This is a genomic window from Hydrocarboniphaga sp. FW305-C-57 (assembly GCF_058783045.1).
The window spans coordinates 1-18,799 of sequence record NZ_JBYSYG010000015.1 but is presented as its reverse complement, the minus strand read 5'-3'; the positions used below and the strand labels follow the sequence as shown (position 1 = coordinate 18,799).

Genomic DNA, 18,799 nt, shown 5'->3' with positions numbered 1-18,799 from the left:
CGGGGTGAACGATGCGCTTTCTGACGGCCCTGTCACAGTCGTAAAGACATACGGGGGGAGCCGGGTTTTCGATGCGCCCGGTTTGAAAAAAAGACCGTTGCCCGGCAGCGGCCCGCCTCAGGCGCCGCGCAGCGCCGTCGCGATCGGCTGGCGCGCGGCGCGCACGGCTGGAAACAGCCCGCCGACCAGGCCGATCACGCAGGCCCAGACGATGCCGTTGACCAGCAGCGCCGGTGTCACGGTGAGATTGAAAACCACTTGCGTGAAATTCGCGCCGAGCGTGTTGACGGTGCTGCCGTTGAAGAACACCCAGGCCAGTGCCGCGCCCACGCTGCCGCCGATCAGCGCGAGCACGAGTGATTCGACGAATACCGAAATCACCACGGGCAGCGCGCCGAAGCCGATCGCACGCAAGGTCGCGATCTCGACCTGGCGTGCGGAGACCGCGGTGTACATGGTGTTGAGCGTGCCGAAGATCGCCCCGAGCGCCATGATGCCGCCGACCCAGATGGCGATGAAATCGAGCAGCTTGCTCAAGTCCTTGGACTGTTCGGCGTAGTACTCGGGCTCGCGCTTGACGCTGACGCTGAGCGTCGGATCGGTGGTGAGCTTGTCCTTGAACGCGTCGAAGGCCGCGGGCGATTCGAGCATCACCGTGACCGACTGGAACAGGTTGCGGCGAAACGCCGACAGCACGGTTTCGATTTCGCCGAACAGCTCGGATTCGTGCGCATCGCCGCCGCTTTCGAAAACGCCGACGACGGTCCACTCGGTGTCGCGAATCTTGATGCGCGAGCCGAGATCGAGCCCGGTGAACTGCTTGGTCGCCGAGCGGCCGACGATGAGCTCGCGCACGGCCGTCTCGAACATGCGGCCTTCGACGATGTGCACTTCGGGCCGCAGCTGCGCGGCCTGCGGGCTGATGCCGCGCAAGGTCACGTTCGCATCCGAGCCGGTCGACCGCAGCGGCAGGTTGACGACCGCGACCATGTCGGCCGAGACGATCGGCTTGCCGCTCTCGTCGCGCTTGATGCCAGGCGCGTCGGCGATGGTCTGGGTGTTCTCGCGCGAGAGCGTGCTGCCGAGTTCGCTGTTGGAGCCGCCGCGCAGCACGATCGCGCGATCGGCGCGGCCGGTGTTCGACAGCGTCTTCTGGAAGCCTACCGACATCGCCATCACCGACACGAGCACCGCCACGGTGACCGTGATGCCGATGACGATGACGAGCGAGATGCCGCTGCGCTGCGGCAGGTTGCGCAGGTTCATGCCGGTGACCGCGGAGATCTGTTTGAGCATGTCCTTATCTCCCCGCCAACGCGTCGACGATATTGAGGCTGCGCGCACGCAGCGCCGGCGGCAGGCCGGTGACGAGCGCGAGCAGCACCGCCGCGACGAAGCCGCCGACGATCACGTCGGTGGGCAGCTTGACGATGCCGAGCATGTCCTTGAACGCCGGGAACATCAGTGTCGCCAGGCCCAGGCCGATCGCGGCCGACAGCACGCAGAGCAGCACCGATTCGGACAGCACCAGCACGAGCACGCGCGTGTCGGAGAAGCCCAGCGTCTTGAGCACCGCGAGCTCCGGAATGCGCTCGCGCACCGATTGCATCATCGTGCTGCCGGTCGCGAACAGCAGCGCCACGAACACCGCGACCAGGATGCGCGTGACGATGTAGTTGATGTCGGCGATCTGCTTCATGAAGCCCATCTGGAATTCCTTCTCGGACTGGGCCTTGGTTTCGTCGAGCGAATTGGCGAACAGCTTGTCGATCGCCGCGCCGACCTGCGCGGCCTGGCTCGGATCGCTGATGCGCACGGTGAACCAGCCGATCGTGCCGCGGCCGAAGGCGCGCGCCTCGTCGAAATACTCGTGCTGGAACAGCAGCTGGTTCTCCTGCATCGCGTCGCCGCTGTCGTGCGTGAAGATGCCGACGAGATCGAAGGTCCAGTCGCTCTGGCCGTCGGCCTTGCGCGTCCAGATCTCGGAATGCAGCGGAATGCGATCGCCGATCTTCCAGCCGTACTTGTCGGCCGCGGCCTTGCCGACCACCGCGCCCGAACGCGTGTTGCGGAAGGCCTCGAGCTGCTCGGGCGGCAGCTTCAGCTCGGGGAACATGTCGAAGTGGCGCGTCGGGTCGACCGGATACGAGAAGATCGGATTCTTCGGGTCCTGGTACCAGCCGCCGAACCAGCTCGCATAGCTCACGCCGCTGACGCCCGGCACCGCTTCGATCTGCTGCGTGTACGAGAACGGCAGCGATTCGGTCAGCGCGATCTTGCTGATGACGACCAGGCGATTGACGTTGGCGAGCTCGATGGTGCGGTTGAACGCCGAGTTCACGCCCTGCAGCATGCCGAACAGCAGAAACGCCATCACGATCGCGAGCAGCGTGAAGATCGTGCGCGCCTTCTTGCGCCAAAGCGTCGACCACAGCAACGGAAAATATTTCATCGTTCGCTCCCGAGGCTCGTACCGGGCGAGGTCAAGCCGCGACCGCGCCGACCAGCTGGCCCTTGTCGAGATGCAGCTGATGGCTCGCGTACTCGGCGGCCTTCGGATCGTGCGTGACCATGACGATGGTCTTGCCGTGCTCCCGGTTGAGCATCTGCAGCAGGTTGAGAATCTCGTCGGCCGTCGCGCGATCGAGATCGCCGGTGGGTTCGTCGCAGACCAGCAGGGTCGGATCGGCGACGAGCGCGCGTGCGATGGCGACGCGCTGGGCCTGGCCGCCCGACAGCTCGCTGGGCTTGTGCTTTCCGCGCTCGGCGAGGCCGACGACGGACAAGGCCACCTCCGCGTTCCTGCGCCGCTGGCTCGCCGACAGCGAGGTCAGCAGCAGCGGCAGCTCGACGTTGCGCTGCGCGCTCAGCATCGGCATGAGGTTGTAGAACTGGAACACGAAGCCGATGTGCCGCGCGCGCCACTTGGCGAGCCGCGCACCCGACAGGCCGTCGATGCGCTCGCCGGCCACCGCGACGCTGCCCGTGCTCGGCTGGTCTAGGCCGCCGATCAGGTTCAGCAGCGTGGTCTTGCCGGAGCCCGAAGGCCCCATGAGCGCGACGAAATCGCCCTGCTCGATCGAGAGGTTGATGTCGTGCAGCACCTCCACCGTCTGCTTGCCGCGCGTGTAGCGCTTGGTCACGTTCTGCAGGCTCACGATTGCGTTCATGGTGCTGTCCCCGTTGCTCTGTTACGGCGGCTGGCTGTGCCGCGCGGATTCGATGCGATCCTGCGATGAAGCGTCTACGGCTCGACGACGACGGCGAGTCCGTCGGCGAATCGGCTGTTGTCTCCGATCGCCACGCGATCGCCGGCCGCAAGGCCGCTCAGCACGATCTGATTGTCTCCCGACTTGGCGCCGAGCTTCACCGCGCGGCGCTCGAGCCTGTCGTCGCGGATCACGAAGACCACGCCTTGCGCGCCCTGCGCCTGCACGGCGCGCGACGGAATCTGCACGCCGGGCTTCTGCTGCTCCGCGCCGGCCTTCGGCGCTTCGTTCAGGAACGACACGCGTACGCCCATGTCGGGCAGGATGCGTGCATCGCGCTGCAGAAAGCCCACGCGCACTTTCACCGTGGCCTTGGCGCGATCCGCGGTCGGAATGATCGCGATGACCTTGCTCGGGATTTCCCAATCCGGATACGCATTGAGCTTGGCGCTCGCCGGCTGGTCCGGATGCACGCGGTTGATGAAGCTTTCGTTGACGTCGACTTCGATCTCGAGCGAATCCATGTCGACGATGGTGCCGATGCCGGTGCGCGTGAAGCCGCCGCCGGCCGACAGCGGCGAAACGATTTCGCCGGTCTGCGCGGCCTTTACCGTCACCACGCCCGAGAACGGGGCGCGCACCACGGTGTCGTCGAGGCTCTTCTGCGCGACGTCGAGGCCTTCGCGCGCGACATCGACGTTGCGCGCCGCGGTTTCGAGCTGCGCCTTGAGATCGTCGAGCGTGGTCTGCGCGTTGTCGATCTCGGCCTGGCTCACGTAGTTCTGCGCGCGCAGCTGCTGCTTGCGTTTGAGATCGCGCTCGGCATTGGCGAGCTGCACCTTCACCTGCGAATGACTGGCCTTGGCGAAACCGAGCTGTGCCTGCGCCTGATTGAATTGGGCGCGGATGTTGGTGTCGTCGAGCCGGCCGACGATCTCGCCTTCGCGCACCGACTGGCCTTCCTCGATGAGCACCTCGGTGACCTTGCCGGTGATCTTGGCCGACACCGTCGCTGCTCGGCGCGCCACCACATAGCCGCTCGCGTCGAGCAGCGAAGCCGGGCCGCTCGCGGTAGCTCCCGCGTTCTGCGCGACCGCGGCCTGAACCCGCAGGCCGGAAGGTTTCGAGAACCACCAGATCGCGGCACCGATCAGCAGCAGAAGCAGCAATCCGATCGCGATCCACTTGCCCGGGCCGCCGCCGCCGTCGCCGCGATCGCGTTCGGGCTCGCGGTCGATCTTGAGCTGGTTCAGCAGTGCGGATTTGTCGTTCATGAGCCCAGCGCATCCCCAGCGCGAAACCGCTAGCTTTGGCAGCTTGACGCCAACCGTCAAGCGAAAAACGCGGCTGGCCTCGAGTCCGCCCGGGCCTGCGCGGAGCCGCGTGATCGGCTGCCGCGGATCAGTTGAAGTTTTCGGTCTCGCTGTCGCCGGAACCGAGGCTCACGTTGCGGGTGCCATTAACAAAGCTCAGCGAACTGTTGCCGCTGCTGTCGTCGCGGAACGGGTCTTCGCGATCGCCGAAGCAGGTCAGCGCCACCGTGTAGTCGCCGGGCGGCAGCGTGCCGAGCGTGTAGCGCCAGTTGCCCGACGAGCCGGTGACCGGAGCGCTCGCGACCGGGTCCGGATCGGCGCCGTCGAAATCGTCGGGAGTCACGTCGCGGCCATCGAAGGCATAGACGGCAATGCCGCTGTTGTTGCGGTTGCAGTTGTCGACGATGGAATTGCGCACCGTGCCGCTGACGCTGGCCGCGCGCGAATCGCGTGCGGCGCGCAGCGTGGGGCGCAGCCGCAGCCGGCTGGTCGAGCTGCTGTTGTTCTCGAGCGAGAACCGCAGGTCCATGCGCAGCTGCAGCAGGTAGCTCCTGCCGTTGTCACTGACCCTGAAATCGAGCGGGGAGAAAGTGTCGGCGCCTTCGATAGTCAACGGAATCTGGCCGTTGGTGTTGGTGACGGCGCAGTTGCCGCCGTTGCAGTTCTGCACGTCGCGGAAGTCGATGCGAATGCCGTCGTACCTGCCTTCGTCGAGCGATTCGTTGCTGATCAGCGTGTAGTCCGAGCCGTTGTAGCGCAGCAGGTCCACGCGCTGCTGCTGATCGAGCCGGATGCGCTCCTCGCTGCCGTCGTCGCGGCGCAGGGTGACGCCGTCGATCACCACGAACAGGTTCTGCAGGTTCTGCGCAGGCGCATCGGCCGACAGCGTCATGTCGACGCGACCGTCATCGCAGCCGCCGAGCAGGGCGCCGAGCGCGAACAGCGAGCAGAGTCGGATCAGGCGGCGAGGGGTGTTCGTCATGGCGTTGCGCTCTGGTTCGTGTGTGCGTCGTGCGGAACTGCGTTGGGCCTCAGCCGCGATCGCGCGCCGAAGCCGCGTGCGCCTGCAGCCCTTCGGCATCGGCGATGCGCCCGGCGATCGCCGCGAGCGGCCTGGCGCCCTCGGGCGTGCAGTCGATCAGGCTGCTGCGCTTCTGGAATTCGTAGACACCGAGCGGGTTCGAAAAGCGCGCCGCGCGCGAAGTCGGCAGCACGTGGTTCGGGCCCGCACAGTAGTCGCCGAAGGCTTCGGGCGCGTGACGGCCCAGGAACACCGCGCCGGCATGGCGGATCAGCTCGAGCAGTTCGCGCGGCTGTTCCACCGACAGCTCCAGATGCTCGGGCGCGATGCGGTTCGATACCTCGGCTGCCTGCGCGAGATCGCGCACGAGGATCAGCGCGCCGCGCGCCTGCAGCGAGGCGCGCACGATCTTTTCGCGCGGCAGCTCGGCAATGCGCTCGTCCATCGCAGCCGCGACGGCGTCGAGATACGCGGCGTCCGGGCTGATCAGGATCGACTGCGCGTCCTCGTCGTGCTCGGCCTGACTGAACAGATCCATCGCGATCCAGCGCGGGTCGGTGAGCCCGTCGCCGATCACCACGATCTCCGACGGTCCGGCGATCGAATCGATGCCGACGCGGCCGAACACGGCGCGCTTGGCCGCGGCGACGTAGGCATTGCCCGGGCCGACGATCTTGTCGACGGCCGGAACCGTCGCGGTGCCGTAGGCCAGCGCGGCAACGGCCTGCGCGCCGCCGATCGAGAACACGCGATCGGCGCCGGCCAGGTGCGCGGCCCCGAGCACGGCGTCGTTGAGCTCGCCGTCCGGGCACGGCACGGCCATGATCACCTCGGGGACGCCGGCGACCTTGGCCGGAATCACGTTCATGAGCACCGACGACGGATACGCCGCCTTGCCGCCTGGCACGTAGACGCCGACGCGGTCCATCGGCGTGACCTTCTGGCCCAGGCGGTTGCCGTATTCGTCGGTGAACTCCCAGCCTTCGAGCTTCTGCTGGCGCGCGTAGGCACGGATGCGCGCCGCCGCGGTTTCGAGCGCGGCGCGCAGATCGTCGGGCAGGCGCTTCCAGGCGCTCGCGAGCGCGGAAGCCGGAATTTCGAGATCGGCTGCGACGCTGACCTCACGGCGATCGAAGCGGTTGGTGTACTCGAGTAGGGCTGCGTCACCGCGCTGGCGGATGCCCGCGACGATGCCGTCGACGGCCTGCGTGACCGAAGCGCTCTGCTCGGGCGCGCGGTCGAGCAGCTCGCCGAGGCGGGCGTCGAAATCCGCGCTGCTCGCGTCGAGGCGCAGCATCTCAGGCATTGGTGGTCGCTCCGTTGCTCGCGAAGGCATCGAGCAACTCGCGCAGGGCCGCATGCTTCATCTTCATCGAGGCCTTGTTGACGACCAGGCGCGAGGACACGTCGCAGATCTTCTCGATCTCGACCAGGCCGTTCGCGCGCAGCGTATTGCCGGTGGCGACGAGATCGACGATCTGGTCGGCCAGGCCGACCAGCGGGGCGAGTTCCATCGATCCGTAAAGCTTGATGATCTCCACCTGCTGGCCCTTGGCCGCGTAGTGGCGGCGCGCGATCTCGGGGTACTTGGTGGCGATGCGCAGCCGGCGGTTGCGCGGCGGCGTGTGGCCCTTGACCACCGCGACCGACAGCCGGCATTTGGCGATGTCGATGTCGAGCGGTTCGTAGAGCCCGGTGCCGCCGTGCTCCATGAGAATGTCCTTGCCGACGATGCCGATGTCGGCCGCACCGTATTCGACGTAGGGCGGCACGTCGGTCGGGCGGATGATCAGCAGCGAGACATCCGGATTCTGCGAAGGCACGCGCAGCAGGCGATCGATGTCGCCGGCCGGGGCCAGGCCGATGCGCTCCAGTAGCGGAAGGCTTTCTTCGAGGATGCGGCCCTTGGAGAGGGCGAGGGTGAGACCGGTCATGAGGGGGCTGCGCGTCGGCCGGGTGGCCAAAAGGGTGTGGATTTTAGCGTTTGTGGGGGGAAGGGTGCTGGGGGGCTCGTTGGGGCTTTGCGCTGATGCAGCTATGCGCTGAGGTTTTTGGCCAATGGCCTACGCCTCGCCGCAGACTCTTTAGAGTTGAGCTGCCTTGCTGTTCCTCTCTCCCGCTTGCGGGAGAGAGTCCCGCCGGAGGCGGGGAGAGAGGGTTCCTCCGAAAAGTGGGCGCATTTTCCAAGCTTTCCCTCTCCCGGTCCTTAGGACCACCCTCTCCCACCAGTGGGAGAGGGGACCAGCAGCGCAGCGCGCGAGGGCACCCGCGCCGCGGTGGTCCCGTGTGTACTTTCTAGCTCGACCGGCTAGGTCAAGAACGCTCAGCGCGTAGCTGCGCTAGCGCGAAGCCAGCGCAAAGCTCCGACGGCAACCATTACCGCCCCGCAGCCCGCAAACTCTCCTCTCGCTTCGCCTTGAACTCCGACCCCGGCTTCCAGGTCGGCCAGATCGCGTCGTTCGCGACCTTGTCGCCGAGGTCGAACAAGGCCTGGGTGTCGGCGACGGTGCCGGATAGATCCCAGTCGCTGTGAATCTCGTCCGAGGGCTTGTGGTAGTCGGTCGCCGTGTAGGCCTGGCGCTTCTGCTCGCCGTAGCCGGGCTTGCCGATCACGTCGGTGCCGTCGTCGGCGTAGAGCGAGGGCACGCCCTGCTTGGCGAAGTTGAACTGGTCCGAGCGGAAGTACGAGCCCTTCTCGGGATGCTCGTCGGCGACGGTGACGCGGCCATAGCGTTCGAGCACTTTGGCGAGGTCGTCCTCGAGCGTGTTCTGGCCCATGCCGATCACCTGCAGCTCGCGTGTGCGGCCCCAGACGTTCATCGCGTCGATGTTGATCGTGGCGACCGTGCGCTGCAGCGGATAGAGCGGGTTCTCGGCGTAGAACTGCGAGCCGAGCAGGCCTTGTTCTTCGGCGGTCACGGCCAGAAACAGCAGCGAGCGACGTGGTTTGACCGGCAGCGACTGGAAGGCCTGCGCGATCTCGAGCACGGCCGCGGTGCCGCTCGCGTTGTCGACCGCACCGTTGTAGATCTGGTCGCCCTGCAGGGCCGTGTCCTTGCCGAGGTGATCCCAGTGCGCGGTGTAGATCACATATTCGTCGGCGAGTTCGGGATCGGAGCCGGTGATCCTGGCGATGACGTTCTGCGACTGCACCTGGCGGATCTTGTTCTTGATCGCGAAGCTGGCCTTGGCCGGCAGCGCCACCGGCGCGAATTCGCGCTTGAGCGACTGGCGCTTGAGCTCGTCGAAATCCTGTCCCGCGGCGGTGAACAGCTCGCGCGCCTTGTCGGCCGTGATCCACGACTGCACCGGCACGCGGCTCATGTTCTGGTCGGGATTGGCGAGCGAGAACTGTTCGCCGCCCCAGGAGCTTTCGACCACCGCCCACGGATACGCGGCGGGTTCGGTTTCGTGGACGATGATCGCGCCCGCGGCGCCGAGCTTCGAGGCGATCTCGAACTTGTAGGTCCAGCGGCCGTAGTAGGTCATCGCGCGGCCCTTGAACATCGCTTCGTCGAGATGTTCGGGATCGTCGGCCCTTGCGATCGGCGGATCGTTGATGAGCATGACGAGCGTCTTGCCCTTGACGTCGAGGCCCTTGTAATCGTCCCAGTCGTATTCGGGTGCCTGGATGCCGTAGCCGACGAACACGAGCTCGGAGTCGTCGACCTTCACCTCGGGCACGAAGCGCGTGGTGGCGGCGACGAAGTCGCGATTCGGCTGCATCTCGATGGTCTTGCCGCCGACGCTGAGCTTGAACGTGGCCTTGCCCTGGATGCCGACGAGCGGCACTTTCTGCACGTAGCTGCCGTCCGGATTGCCGGGCGCCAGGCCCATCTTCTCGAACTGCCTGCTCAGGTATTCGACGGTCCTGGTTTCGCCCGCCGTGCCCGGCAGGCGGCCTTCGAAGGCATCCGAGGACAGCGTGCGGATATGGCCGAGCAGGCCGGCGGTGTCGATCTGCGCGCGTGCCTGGTCGATCGAGTTGAGCGCCTCCGCGCCGGCCGACGGCGGTGGCGTGGGCGCAGCCTCGTGCTTGCCGCAGGCGGCCGCAGCGAGCGAAGTGACGAGCAGCAACAGCGAGGCGCGGAGCTGGGGCATGGGCATTCGAGTGTGAAGCCGCCTCGTGCGCCGTTCATGCGGCGCGCGAGGCGAGGGTGAACGACGGCGTCGGTCAGGCCGACGGCACCTTCTTCCAGTCGGCGAGGAACTTGGCCAGGCCGATGTCGGTGAGCGGGTGATCGTAGAGCTGCTGGAACACCTTGTATGGCAGCGTGCCGACGTGGGCGCCGGCCTTGGCGGCTTCGAGCACGTGGATCGGATGGCGCAGGCTGGCGGCGAGCACTTCGGTCGTGAAGTCGTAGTTCTGGTAGATCAGGCAGATGTCGCGGATCAGCGTCATGCCGTCCTGGCCGACGTCGTCGAGACGGCCCACGAACGGCGAGATGTAGGCCGCGCCGGCCTTGGCCGCGAGCAGGGCCTGCAGCGCCGAGAAGCACAGCGTGACGTTGACCTTGGCACCTTCGCTCGCGAGCGCCTTGGTGGCCTTGAGGCCTTCGCGCGTGAGCGGGGCCTTGACCACGATGTTCTTGTGAATCTTCACGAACTCCAGGCCTTCCTTGATCATGCCCGGCGCATCGGTGCTGATGGTCTCGACGCTGATCGGGCCGTCGACGATCTCGACGATCTCGCGCACCACGTCGTTGAGCTTGCGGCCGGTCTTGGCGATCAGCGAAGGGTTGGTGGTGACGCCGTCGACGAGGCCTGAGGCCGCGGCTTCGCGCAGTTCGCCGACGTCGGCGGTATCGAGGAAGAATTTCATCGCTGGAGTCCGTTCTGGTTTCGGGGGAGGAGTCTTTCGAAAATCACTTGAGATGCTTGCCGAGCCAGGCCTGCACGGTGTCGTACCACTGCACGCTGTTGTTCGGCTTGACGACCCAGTGATTCTCGTCGGGGAAATACAGCAGCTGGCTGTCGATGCCGCGACGCTGCAGTGCGGTGAATGCGCCAAGGCCCTGCTCGACCGGAATGCGGTAATCGAGCTGGCCCTGCACGACGAGCATCGGCGCCTTCCACTTCTCGACGAAGCGCGCCGGATTGAAGTGCTCGACGTTCTGCGGCTTCTCCCACGGCGTGCCGCCGTTCTCCCATTCGGAGAACCAGAGCTCTTCGGTGGAGTAGGCCATCATGCGGGTATCGAACACGCCGTCGTGGTTGACGAGGCACTTGAACGGCTCGTTCCAGTTGCCGGCGATCCAGTTGACCATGTAGCCGCCGTAGCTCGCGCCGAGCGCGCAGGACTTGTCTGCGTCGAGCCAGTCGTAGCTCTTGAGCGCGTGCGCATAGCCCTTCTTGAGATCCTCGAGCGGCTTGCCGCCCCAGTCGCCCGAGATGCTGTCGGTGAAGGCTTGGCCGTAGCCCGTCGAGCCGTGGAAGTCGATGAACACCACGCCGAAGCCCATGCCGGCGAAGACTTCCGGGTTCCAGCGGTAATGGAACAGGTTGCCCATGCTGCCCTGCGGGCCGCCGTGGATGATGAAGGCCACCGGATACTTCTTGCCGGGCTGGTAGCCCGCGGGCTTCATCGCATAGCCGTAGACGGTCTCGCCGTTCCAGCCTTCGAAGCTGAACTGCTCGTACGGCGCCATCTCGATGCCCGCGAGGCGCGTCGCGTTGTGGCGCGTGAGCTGGGTGGTGCCGCCGGTCCAGCCGATGCGGTAGAGATCGTCGGGTTTGTCGAGCGTGTTGTAGGTGTAGACGATGCCGTCGGGCGACAGGTCGAAGCCGCCCACGCTGCCGGCTTCGGTGAGCTTCTTGATCAGGCCGTTGCCGAGGTTGATCGCGAACAGCGGGTGCTGGCCGGTGTCGTCGGCGGTCGCGTAGAGCGTGCTGCCGTTGTCCGACAGCGCGATCTTCGAGGGCGAGCGATCCCACTTGGGCGCGAGTTCGCGGGTTTTGCCGCTGCGCAGGTCGCGCACCATGATGTGGAAGCGGTCGGCTTCGAAACCCGGACGCTTCATCGCCAGATACACCAGCGTGCGGCCATTGGGCGTGACCAGCGGCTGGGTGTCCCAGGCCGGATTGTCGGCGGTCAGGTTCTTCGGCTTGCCGGAGCCATCGATGTTGGCCTGGAACAGGTCGAAATTGGTGCTCCAGGCTTCGGTCTTGCCGGCGATGCGGGCCGAGAAGATCACCGTCTTGCCGTCCGGCGTGATCGTGTAGTCGGCGGCGTCGCCGAAGGGCTTGGACGGCACGTCGCCGTCGATCTTGGCGATCTGCTTGGCCTTGGTGCCGTCGCCGGCCAGATCGAGCGAGAACAGCTGCGAGCGCGCGCCGGTGGCCCAGGTGTCCCAGTGGCGCACGAACAGCTTGTCGTAGACCACGCCGCTGGCCTTGGGCTTGTCCTCGCCGCGCTTCTTGCTGCACTCGAGCGTGTCGCAGTCCGGGAAGACGTCCATCGACACCACCAGCTTGCCGCCCTTGGGCGCGACCGCGTAGCTGCCGACGTCGAGCGGCAGCTTGGTGACCTGCCTGGCCTCGGCGCCGACCGCGGACTGCTGCCAGACCTGCTGGCTGCCCGAGCGCGTCGACAAAAAGTAGAGCGTCTTGCCGTCGGCCGACCAGCGCGGGGTGTCGGAATTGCCGGCGCCGTCGCTGAACTTGCGCTGGGTCTTGGCCGACAGGTCGAGCAGCCAGATCGAGCGCACGCCCTTGTTGGCTTCGAGATCGGTGGCGCGCAGCACGTAGGCCACGAGCTTGCCGTCCGGCGAGACCTGCGGGTCGGAGACGCGCTCGAAGGCGACGACGTCGCGGATGTTGAGCGGCTTCTTGTCGCCCTGCGCCCAGGCGGGCGAGACGGCGAGGGCGAGCAGAGCCGAGATGATCAGGCGGGTCATGGTGGGTTCCAGGGCCTGGGAATCCCCGCAGGACCGCGCGCGTGCTCGCGCGGTCTTGGCGGGAAATCCCCGATGGGTCGGTCCGAAGCTCGTTCGGAAGCGGTCGTTTTCCAAAGACGGGATGGTAAGGAGTTTGCCAGGGCTTGGCACGCTTCGACGGTGTAGATTGCGCACACCCGGCCAGCGCCGGGGCCTGACAAACACGGGACAAATCAAGCTCATGCCCAGCACCCACGCTACGCCGGGGCCTGCCGGCCGTACGGCGGCAGACCCGGCCCACGGCCCGGCGAACCAGGATTTCCTCGGCCACCCGAAAGGGCTCTACGTCTGCTTCTTCACCGAGATGTGGGAGCGCTTTTCGTTCTACGGCATGAAGGCCCTGCTGCTGCTCTACGTGCTCAAGTACCACCTGTTCGGCGACGACGCCGGCTACGACCTGCTCGGGGCCTACGGCGGGCTGGTCTACGCGGTGCCGGTGATCGGCGGCCTCGTGGCGGACCGCTGGCTCGGCATGCGCAAGGCGGTGGTGTTCGGCGGCAGCCTGCTCGTGCTGGGCCACCTCGGCATGGCCTACGAGGGCCACGCGGCCAAGGTCGTCGACGGTGTGACCGTGCGCGACGACTTCGCGCTGCAGGTGTTCTACCTGTCGCTCGCGCTGATCATCATGGGCGTGGGCTTTCTGAAGCCGAACATCTCGACCATCGTCGGCCGGCTCTACCCCGAGAACGATCCGCGCCGCGACTCCGGCTTCACGCTGTTCGCGGCCGGCATTAACGTCGGCGCGATGTTCGCGAGCCTGATCTGCGCGTATCTGGGCGAAACCTTCGGCTGGAAGTACGGCTTCGGCGCTGCCGGTGTCGGCATGCTCGCGGGCCTGGCGATGTTCCTGTGGGGCCAGAAGTATCTGCTTGGGCATGCAGAACCGGCCAACCCGGCGCTGCTGCGCGAAAAGGTGGGACCGATCACGCGCGAAGCCGCGATCTACCTCGGCGGCATCGCCGGCGTGCTGGTGGTCTGGCAGCTGATCCAGCGCACCGCAACCGTGCACGGGGCCATGCACATCATCGCGGCCGGCTTCGCGGCCTGGTTCGTCTGGTTCCTGGTCCGCCACTGCGACCGCGTGCAGCGCCTGCAGATGCTCACGCTGGTGGCGCTGATCGTCGGCGTGCTGCTGTTCTACTCGCTCTACGAGCAGACCTACGGCGCCTGGATCACCTACACGGATCGGCTGTCGACGAAGAATTTCTTCGGCCAGCCCGGCGAGCACGGCGGCCTGCCGTGGGCGTTCTGGTCACTCGTGCTGTCGCCTCCGCTCATGATCATGGCGCTCAAGGCCAGTGACCGCGGACACAAGCCGCTCGCGGTCGCGATGGTCGTCGCGCTCTGCGCGGGCATCGTCGTCGCGATCGCGCACGACGTGGTGCTGGTGCCGCAGACGGCCGGCTCGCTGACCTTCCTCGGCGCGTTCTTCCTCGTCGTGCTCGCCCCGCTGTTCTCGTGGCTGTGGCCGTTTCTCGATCGCCACAAGCTCAACCCGAGCAAGCCCGCGAAGATGGCCTTCGCCCTGATCGCCTCGGGCCTGTCGTTCTGGCCGCTGCTGATGGGCGCCAACGCGGCCGCGGGCGGCGAACTCGCGAGCGTCTGGTGGCTGGTGCTGGCCTACCTGATCCTCGAGATCGGCGAAATCTGCCTGCTGCCGATCGGCATGTCGGCCGTTACCCAGCTATCGGTCGGGCGCGTGGTCGGGCTCATGATGGGCGCATTCTGGCTCGCGACCGCGTACTCCGAAGTGCTCGCCGCCCAGTTCAGCAAGCTCGCCTCGCTGAAGGTTCCCGAAGGCGAGGCGCTGAACTTCGCCGAGGCTTCGGTCCGCTACGGCGAACTGTTCGGCCAGATGATCGGAGTCGGCCTGGCGACCGGCCTCGTCGCGCTGCTGCTCGTGCCGCTGCTCAAGCGCGGCATGCACGGCGTGAAGTGAGGCGGCGCAGCCCGCCGAGCGCCGCGAGCGCGGCGAGCAGGCCGCCACCGAGGCTGCCGCCGCCGCTGCCGTCCTCCTCGTCGTCGGGGCCGGTGACCTCCCTGGAGTCGAGCCCGGCCAGGCTGGTGATGCCGCTGTTGTCCGGATCGAGCCAGGCCTTGAGCTGGCCGCTGCTCGCGCTGTTGGCCTGGTAAGCCGCGTTGAGGCGGGCGAAGTAATCGCTACCGCCCGTATTGGCGCACGAGGCATTGCCGCCCGACAGCACGCCGACGAGCCGATGGTCCTGGTTCCAGAGCCCGCCACCCGACGAGCCCTGCTCGGTGGTTCCGCGCGCCCAGTTGACCTGCCAGGCGCGCACGCGCCGCGTGCAGGCCTCGCCGTCGATGCAGACGGTTTGCGCGCTCGCCGACGAGGTATAGGTGCTGATGCGCTTCTCGTCGCCGGCCGGATGGTGGACGGCGACGCCCGAGCGCGGCGTCGCGCTGCCGGCGTCCCAGCCTGCGTAATAGACGTTGTACGCGGCAGGCGGCGTCGAGCTCAGGCGCACGAGCGTGAAGTCGCTGCCGACGTCGCCGGCCAGCAGGCTCGCACCGCTGATGGACTGGCTCAGGCTGCCGTTCGGCACTGCCCGGTTGCAGGTGCTGGTCTGGTAGTTCCAGTAAGTGACCACCGAAGAAGCCGGATAGGCCTGCCCGATCTCGCAATGGTTCGCGGTCAGCAGCAGCGGGCTGCGATCCCGCCGCGCATTGTTGACGAGCTGGCCCGAGCAGACGTACTCGTTGCCGATGCTCAGCAGGGCCACCGAGCGGATTTCGTTTCGCCAGTTGTCGCCGTCGCTGCAGATGACATCGACGTTGCAGGAGCCCGATTTGGCCGGTGCGTCGACGGCGGCCTTGCTGATGTCGAGATAGGCGTGGCTGAGCTTGCCGAGCTGCAGCCCCACGGCGGACTTCTGCGCCTCTGGAACACGCAGCTCGATCACCGCCTCGTCGCCCGGAACCAGCGCGGTCCAGAGCTTGCCCTCGGGCGTCTGGTCGCGCCGCGAGTACGGGCCCTGCACGAGTTCGCCCCTGGCGTCGTAGAGCCACAGCTCGGCGCCGGCCGGCAAGGAGAAGCGCGAGAACTCCAGCGCGATGGCGAGCGCTCCGGCCGAACTCACGCGCGCGCGCCAGCGGGCGCGGTCGTCGGGCGCGCGGTCCCACAGCCCGCCGTCGAGCGCGACCGGAAGATCGGCGAGCACCGCGAAGCGCAGCGGCCGGCTCTTGTCCGAGACCTGCGCGAGCGCCTTGGCGACGGTGGAGGCTGCGACCGCGTGGCGCGGCACGGCGTTGAGGCTGGACAGGTCGGGCTGCATCGCGGCCTGTACGTGCAGCGAGCAGGTCAGGGCGAAGCCGAATGCGAGCAGGCGGAGCTTGAGTTTCATGAGCTTGCGCTTGGACGGTGGGGAGCCTGGCGGCGATCCTACGCTGTCGGCCGCGATCGCGTTTCGGGCGTCACAAAGCCTGCGCGGCGGCCTTGCCCGATGCCCAGGCCCACTGGAAGTTGTAGCCGCCGAGCCAGCCGGTCACGTCGACGACCTCGCCGATGAAGTACAGGCCCGGCTGCAGCTTCGATTCCATCGTCGACGACGACAGCTCGTCGGTATCGACGCCGCCGAGCGTGACTTCGGCCGTGCGGTAGCCCTCGGTGCCGTTCGGCGTGATCGGCCAGTTCGACAGCTGCGCCGCAATCTGCGCCAGGTCCGAATCGCGCAGCTGTCGCAGCGGCTTGCCATCGAACGCAGGGAACAGCGTTTCGACGAGCTTCTGTGCGAGCCGCTTCGGCAGATGCGTGCCGAGCGCCGTGCGCAGCTCGATGTTCGGACGATCGCGCCGCTCGGCCTGCAGCAGCGCGAGCGCGTCTTCGCCGGGCAGCAGATCAATTCGCAGCGGCTTGCCGGGCTCCCAGTACGAGGAGATTTGCAGCAGTGCCGGGCCCGACAGCCCACGATGCGTGAACAGCATCTGGTTGCTGAAGCTCGCGTTGCCGCAGCTCGCCTCGATGGGCAGCGATAGCCCCGACAGTTCCTGGTGCGCCTCGAGCGGCTTGCCCGACAGCGTCAGCGGCACCAGTCCGGCGCGCGTCGGCTTGATCCGGTGGCCGAACTGGCGCGCGAGATCGAAGCCGAAGCCGCTCGCGCCCATCGACGGAATCGACAGCCCGCCGGTGGCGACGACGAGCTTGGCGCAATGCACGGGGCCGAGCCCGGTATTGAGCGCAAAGCCGCCGTCGCGATGCTGCACGCGCAGCACCGGCGTCTCGGTTTCGATGCGCACGTTCGCGGCTTCGCATTCGGCCAGCAGCATGCGCACGATGAGCTTGGACGAGTCGTCGCAGAACAACTGCCCGAGCTCCTTCTCGTGCCAGGCGATGCCGTGCTTGTCGACGAGCGCGATGAAGGCTTCCGGCCTGTAGCGCGCGAGCGCCGATTTGCAGAAGTGCGGGTTCGCCGACAGATAGCGATCGGGCCGCACGTCGAGATTGGTGAAATTGCAGCGCCCGCCGCCCGACATGAGAATCTTCTTGCCGACCTTGTTCGCATGTTCGAGCACCAGCACGCTCAAGCCGCGCGCACCGGCATTCGCGGCGCAGAACAGGCCGGCGGCGCCACCGCCGATGACGACGACATCGAAGTCCATCAGGCCGCCTTCGGCAGATCGGCCAGCCCGGTGCGCAGCCAGCCGGCCCAGTCCACTCGCCCGTTGCGTTCGGCCTGCTGCGCGGCGGATTCGAAGTCGTACTCGACGCTGAGCAGCTCGGCGGTCCAGCGGCCCGTTTCGTCACGTTCGATCAGCGCGTAGCGTGTGGTCGGCGAGCCGGTCTGCATGCGGTGCGGAACCGGCAGCAGATCGTCGTAGGCAGGCAGGCCGACGCTGCCCGGGTTCACGATGAGCTGGCCGCTGGCGAGCTTCAGGTTGCGCGGCGTATGCGTGTGCCCGCAGACGATCACGGCCTCGCTGCGCGAGGACAGCAGCTGCTGCAACTCGAGCTCTGAACGCAGCTGCGCATCGCCGCTGCTCACGTCTTCGAGCAGATAGATCAGGTCGCTGTCGGGCGTGCCGTGGCAGGCGTAGACCTCATCGAGGCTCAGCGTCTTCGGCAGGCCGCGCAGCCACGCGAGCCCGCCTGCGCCGAGCGCCTCGACGTTGTCGCGCAGCGTCGGACGCGTGGGCAGCAGGCTGGGATCGTGATCGTGGATGTCGCGATCCTGGTTGCCTTGAATCGTCAGCGTCGGCAGGGCCAGCGTCTGCAAGCGCTGCCAGGTTTCGCGTGGCCATAGCGGGCCGTAGCAGATGTCACCGAGGTTGAAGAGGCGATCGACCTTGCGCCGGTCGATGTCAGTGAGCACCGCTTCGAGCGCCGGCAGGTTGCCATGAACGTCCGAGATCAGCGCGATGCGCATCGCAGCGGGCGACCGCATCAGCGGGCGACGCGATCGCTCACGTACGGATTGCTCTGGCGCTCACGGCCGAAGGTCGACAGCGGGCCGTGGCCCGGCACGAAGGTGATGTCGTCTCCGAGCGGGAACAGCTTGCTGCGGATCGAGCGGATCAGATCGTCGTGGTTGCCGCGCGGAAAGTCGGTGCGCCCGATCGAGCCTTCGAACAGCACATCGCCGACGAAAGCCGCCTTCGACGGCGCGTGATAGAACACTACGTGTCCCGGCGTGTGGCCCGGGCAGTGGAGCACGTCGAGCGTCATCGTGCCGATGGTCACGGTGTCGCCGTCGGAGAGCCAGCGGTCCGGCGTGAAGCTGCGCAGCGGCGGAAAACCATAGCGACGGCCCGCCTCGGGCATGCCTTCGATCCAGAATTCGTCGTCGCGGTGCGGCCCTTCGATCGGCAGCGACAACTGCTCGGCCAGATCGGCCACCGCACCCGCATGATCGAGATGCCCATGCGTCACGAGCAGCTTTTCGAGCGTCACCCCGTGATGCTTCACGCGCTCGAGCAGCTGCGCGATGTCACCGCCCGCATCGACGAGCGCCCCGCGCATCGTCGTCGGATCCCAGACCAGCGAGCAGTTCTGCTGGAAGGCAGTGACGGGAATGATTTCGCACTTCAACGCGGACATGGCGGCTGCTATGTGGCAAATGTGCGGAAAGCATAGCGCAGCTCGGCACAGCGCTCGGGGCCGGGCCCGTGTCGCCCCTGTCCCGCGTGCCAACCCAGCCCGCGGCGCTATCAGCTCTCCGGTCTCACAATCAGCCGACGGTCTCGACACCCTCAGTTCGATGGCACCAAGCTGCTTACCCCTCTCCCGCTCGCGGGAGAGCAACTGTGTTTCAGGTCAAGATGCCTGAGGCTGGTTGGAGTTCGAAAGCTTTGCCGTCTCGGGCCATG

General features: G+C 66.9%; 15 protein-coding genes. 1 reads left to right on the top strand and 14 read right to left on the bottom strand.

Annotated features, from left to right (window positions below):
• Window positions 1–117: 117 nt before the first annotated feature.
• From AC3WUM_RS22150 to AC3WUM_RS22105, 10 genes are all read right to left on the bottom strand, one after another.
• On the bottom strand, window positions 118–1,296 hold the full coding sequence (locus AC3WUM_RS22150; RefSeq protein WP_492413082.1) for an ABC transporter permease: 1,179 nt from the start codon (window positions 1,294–1,296) through the stop codon (window positions 118–120).
• 4 nt (window positions 1,297–1,300) lie between these two features.
• Window positions 1,301–2,452, bottom strand: coding sequence for an ABC transporter permease (locus AC3WUM_RS22145; RefSeq protein ID WP_492413080.1), 1,152 nt, complete (start codon window positions 2,450–2,452; stop codon window positions 1,301–1,303).
• Between the two features lie 31 nt (window positions 2,453–2,483).
• Window positions 2,484–3,170: an ABC transporter ATP-binding protein gene (locus AC3WUM_RS22140; protein ID WP_492413079.1), complete on the bottom strand. Its 687-nt coding sequence runs from the start codon at window positions 3,168–3,170 to the stop codon at window positions 2,484–2,486.
• 74 nt (window positions 3,171–3,244) lie between these two features.
• Window positions 3,245–4,483 carry an efflux RND transporter periplasmic adaptor subunit gene (locus AC3WUM_RS22135; protein WP_492413078.1) on the bottom strand — a complete coding sequence of 413 codons (1,239 nt, stop codon included), beginning with the start codon at window positions 4,481–4,483 and terminating at the stop codon, window positions 3,245–3,247.
• 127 nt (window positions 4,484–4,610) lie between these two features.
• A complete protein-coding gene (locus tag AC3WUM_RS22130) occupies window positions 4,611–5,504 on the bottom strand; it encodes a DUF4382 domain-containing protein (RefSeq protein ID WP_492413076.1) in 894 nt (297 codons plus the stop codon).
• A gap of 49 nt (window positions 5,505–5,553) precedes the next feature.
• On the bottom strand, window positions 5,554–6,849 hold the full coding sequence (gene hisD, locus AC3WUM_RS22125) for a histidinol dehydrogenase (RefSeq protein ID WP_492413074.1): 1,296 nt from the start codon (window positions 6,847–6,849) through the stop codon (window positions 5,554–5,556).
• On the bottom strand, window positions 6,842–7,477 hold the full coding sequence (gene hisG, locus AC3WUM_RS22120; RefSeq protein WP_492413073.1) for an ATP phosphoribosyltransferase: 636 nt from the start codon (window positions 7,475–7,477) through the stop codon (window positions 6,842–6,844). The genes hisD and hisG overlap by 8 nt, the downstream gene beginning before the upstream one ends.
• Before the next feature lie 442 nt (window positions 7,478–7,919).
• Complete coding sequence (locus tag AC3WUM_RS22115) at window positions 7,920–9,644, bottom strand: M28 family metallopeptidase (protein ID WP_492413071.1); 1,725 nt, start codon at window positions 9,642–9,644, stop codon at window positions 7,920–7,922.
• A gap of 73 nt (window positions 9,645–9,717) precedes the next feature.
• The gene (gene fsa / locus AC3WUM_RS22110) at window positions 9,718–10,365 is read right to left on the bottom strand and encodes a fructose-6-phosphate aldolase (RefSeq protein WP_492413069.1); all 648 of its coding nucleotides are present in this window, start codon (window positions 10,363–10,365) and stop codon (window positions 9,718–9,720) included.
• 43 nt (window positions 10,366–10,408) lie between these two features.
• Window positions 10,409–12,439 carry a S9 family peptidase gene (locus tag AC3WUM_RS22105; RefSeq protein ID WP_492413067.1) on the bottom strand — a complete coding sequence of 677 codons (2,031 nt, stop codon included), beginning with the start codon at window positions 12,437–12,439 and terminating at the stop codon, window positions 10,409–10,411.
• A 220-nt stretch (window positions 12,440–12,659) separates the two neighbouring features.
• Here AC3WUM_RS22105 and AC3WUM_RS22100 point away from each other — a divergent pair, with 220 nt between their 5' ends.
• On the top strand, window positions 12,660–14,417 hold the full coding sequence (locus tag AC3WUM_RS22100) for a peptide MFS transporter (RefSeq protein ID WP_492413065.1): 1,758 nt from the start codon (window positions 12,660–12,662) through the stop codon (window positions 14,415–14,417).
• Here the strand turns inward: AC3WUM_RS22100 and AC3WUM_RS22095 are convergent.
• From AC3WUM_RS22095 to AC3WUM_RS22080, 4 genes are all read right to left on the bottom strand, one after another.
• Window positions 14,389–15,840 (bottom strand): trypsin-like serine peptidase, encoded by a 1,452-nt coding sequence (locus AC3WUM_RS22095; protein ID WP_492413063.1) that lies wholly within the window; start codon window positions 15,838–15,840, stop codon window positions 14,389–14,391. The two genes, AC3WUM_RS22100 and AC3WUM_RS22095, sit on opposite strands and share 29 nt — an antisense overlap.
• A gap of 70 nt (window positions 15,841–15,910) precedes the next feature.
• Window positions 15,911–17,095, bottom strand: a complete 1,185-nt coding sequence (locus AC3WUM_RS22090; RefSeq protein WP_492413061.1) for a BaiN/RdsA family NAD(P)/FAD-dependent oxidoreductase — start codon at window positions 17,093–17,095, stop codon at window positions 15,911–15,913.
• Window positions 17,095–17,877, bottom strand: a complete 783-nt coding sequence (locus tag AC3WUM_RS22085) for a metallophosphoesterase family protein (RefSeq protein ID WP_492413059.1) — start codon at window positions 17,875–17,877, stop codon at window positions 17,095–17,097. Before AC3WUM_RS22085 ends, AC3WUM_RS22090 begins: the two co-directional genes overlap by 1 nt.
• Window positions 17,877–18,530, bottom strand: a complete 654-nt coding sequence (locus AC3WUM_RS22080; protein WP_007183471.1) for an MBL fold metallo-hydrolase — start codon at window positions 18,528–18,530, stop codon at window positions 17,877–17,879. The genes AC3WUM_RS22085 and AC3WUM_RS22080 overlap by 1 nt, the downstream gene beginning before the upstream one ends.
• Window positions 18,531–18,799 lie beyond the last annotated feature (269 nt).

Coding starts and splice junctions, on each gene's coding strand:
- AC3WUM_RS22100 (WP_492413065.1), top strand. CDS start 12,660: ATGCCCAGCACCCACGCTACGCCGGGGCCTGCCGGCCGTACGGCGGCA.
- AC3WUM_RS22105 (WP_492413067.1), bottom strand. CDS start 12,439: ATGACCCGCCTGATCATCTCGGCTCTGCTCGCCCTCGCCGTCTCGCCC.
- AC3WUM_RS22140 (WP_492413079.1), bottom strand. CDS start 3,170: ATGAACGCAATCGTGAGCCTGCAGAACGTGACCAAGCGCTACACGCGC.
- AC3WUM_RS22095 (WP_492413063.1), bottom strand. CDS start 15,840: ATGAAACTCAAGCTCCGCCTGCTCGCATTCGGCTTCGCCCTGACCTGC.
- fsa (WP_492413069.1), bottom strand. CDS start 10,365: ATGAAATTCTTCCTCGATACCGCCGACGTCGGCGAACTGCGCGAAGCC.
- AC3WUM_RS22090 (WP_492413061.1), bottom strand. CDS start 17,095: ATGGACTTCGATGTCGTCGTCATCGGCGGTGGCGCCGCCGGCCTGTTC.
- hisG (WP_492413073.1), bottom strand. CDS start 7,477: ATGACCGGTCTCACCCTCGCCCTCTCCAAGGGCCGCATCCTCGAAGAA.
- AC3WUM_RS22080 (WP_007183471.1), bottom strand. CDS start 18,530: ATGTCCGCGTTGAAGTGCGAAATCATTCCCGTCACTGCCTTCCAGCAG.
- AC3WUM_RS22135 (WP_492413078.1), bottom strand. CDS start 4,483: ATGAACGACAAATCCGCACTGCTGAACCAGCTCAAGATCGACCGCGAG.
- AC3WUM_RS22115 (WP_492413071.1), bottom strand. CDS start 9,644: ATGCCCCAGCTCCGCGCCTCGCTGTTGCTGCTCGTCACTTCGCTCGCT.
- AC3WUM_RS22085 (WP_492413059.1), bottom strand. CDS start 17,877: ATGCGGTCGCCCGCTGCGATGCGCATCGCGCTGATCTCGGACGTTCAT.
- AC3WUM_RS22150 (WP_492413082.1), bottom strand. CDS start 1,296: ATGCTCAAACAGATCTCCGCGGTCACCGGCATGAACCTGCGCAACCTG.
- AC3WUM_RS22130 (WP_492413076.1), bottom strand. CDS start 5,504: ATGACGAACACCCCTCGCCGCCTGATCCGACTCTGCTCGCTGTTCGCG.
- AC3WUM_RS22145 (WP_492413080.1), bottom strand. CDS start 2,452: ATGAAATATTTTCCGTTGCTGTGGTCGACGCTTTGGCGCAAGAAGGCG.
- hisD (WP_492413074.1), bottom strand. CDS start 6,849: ATGCCTGAGATGCTGCGCCTCGACGCGAGCAGCGCGGATTTCGACGCC.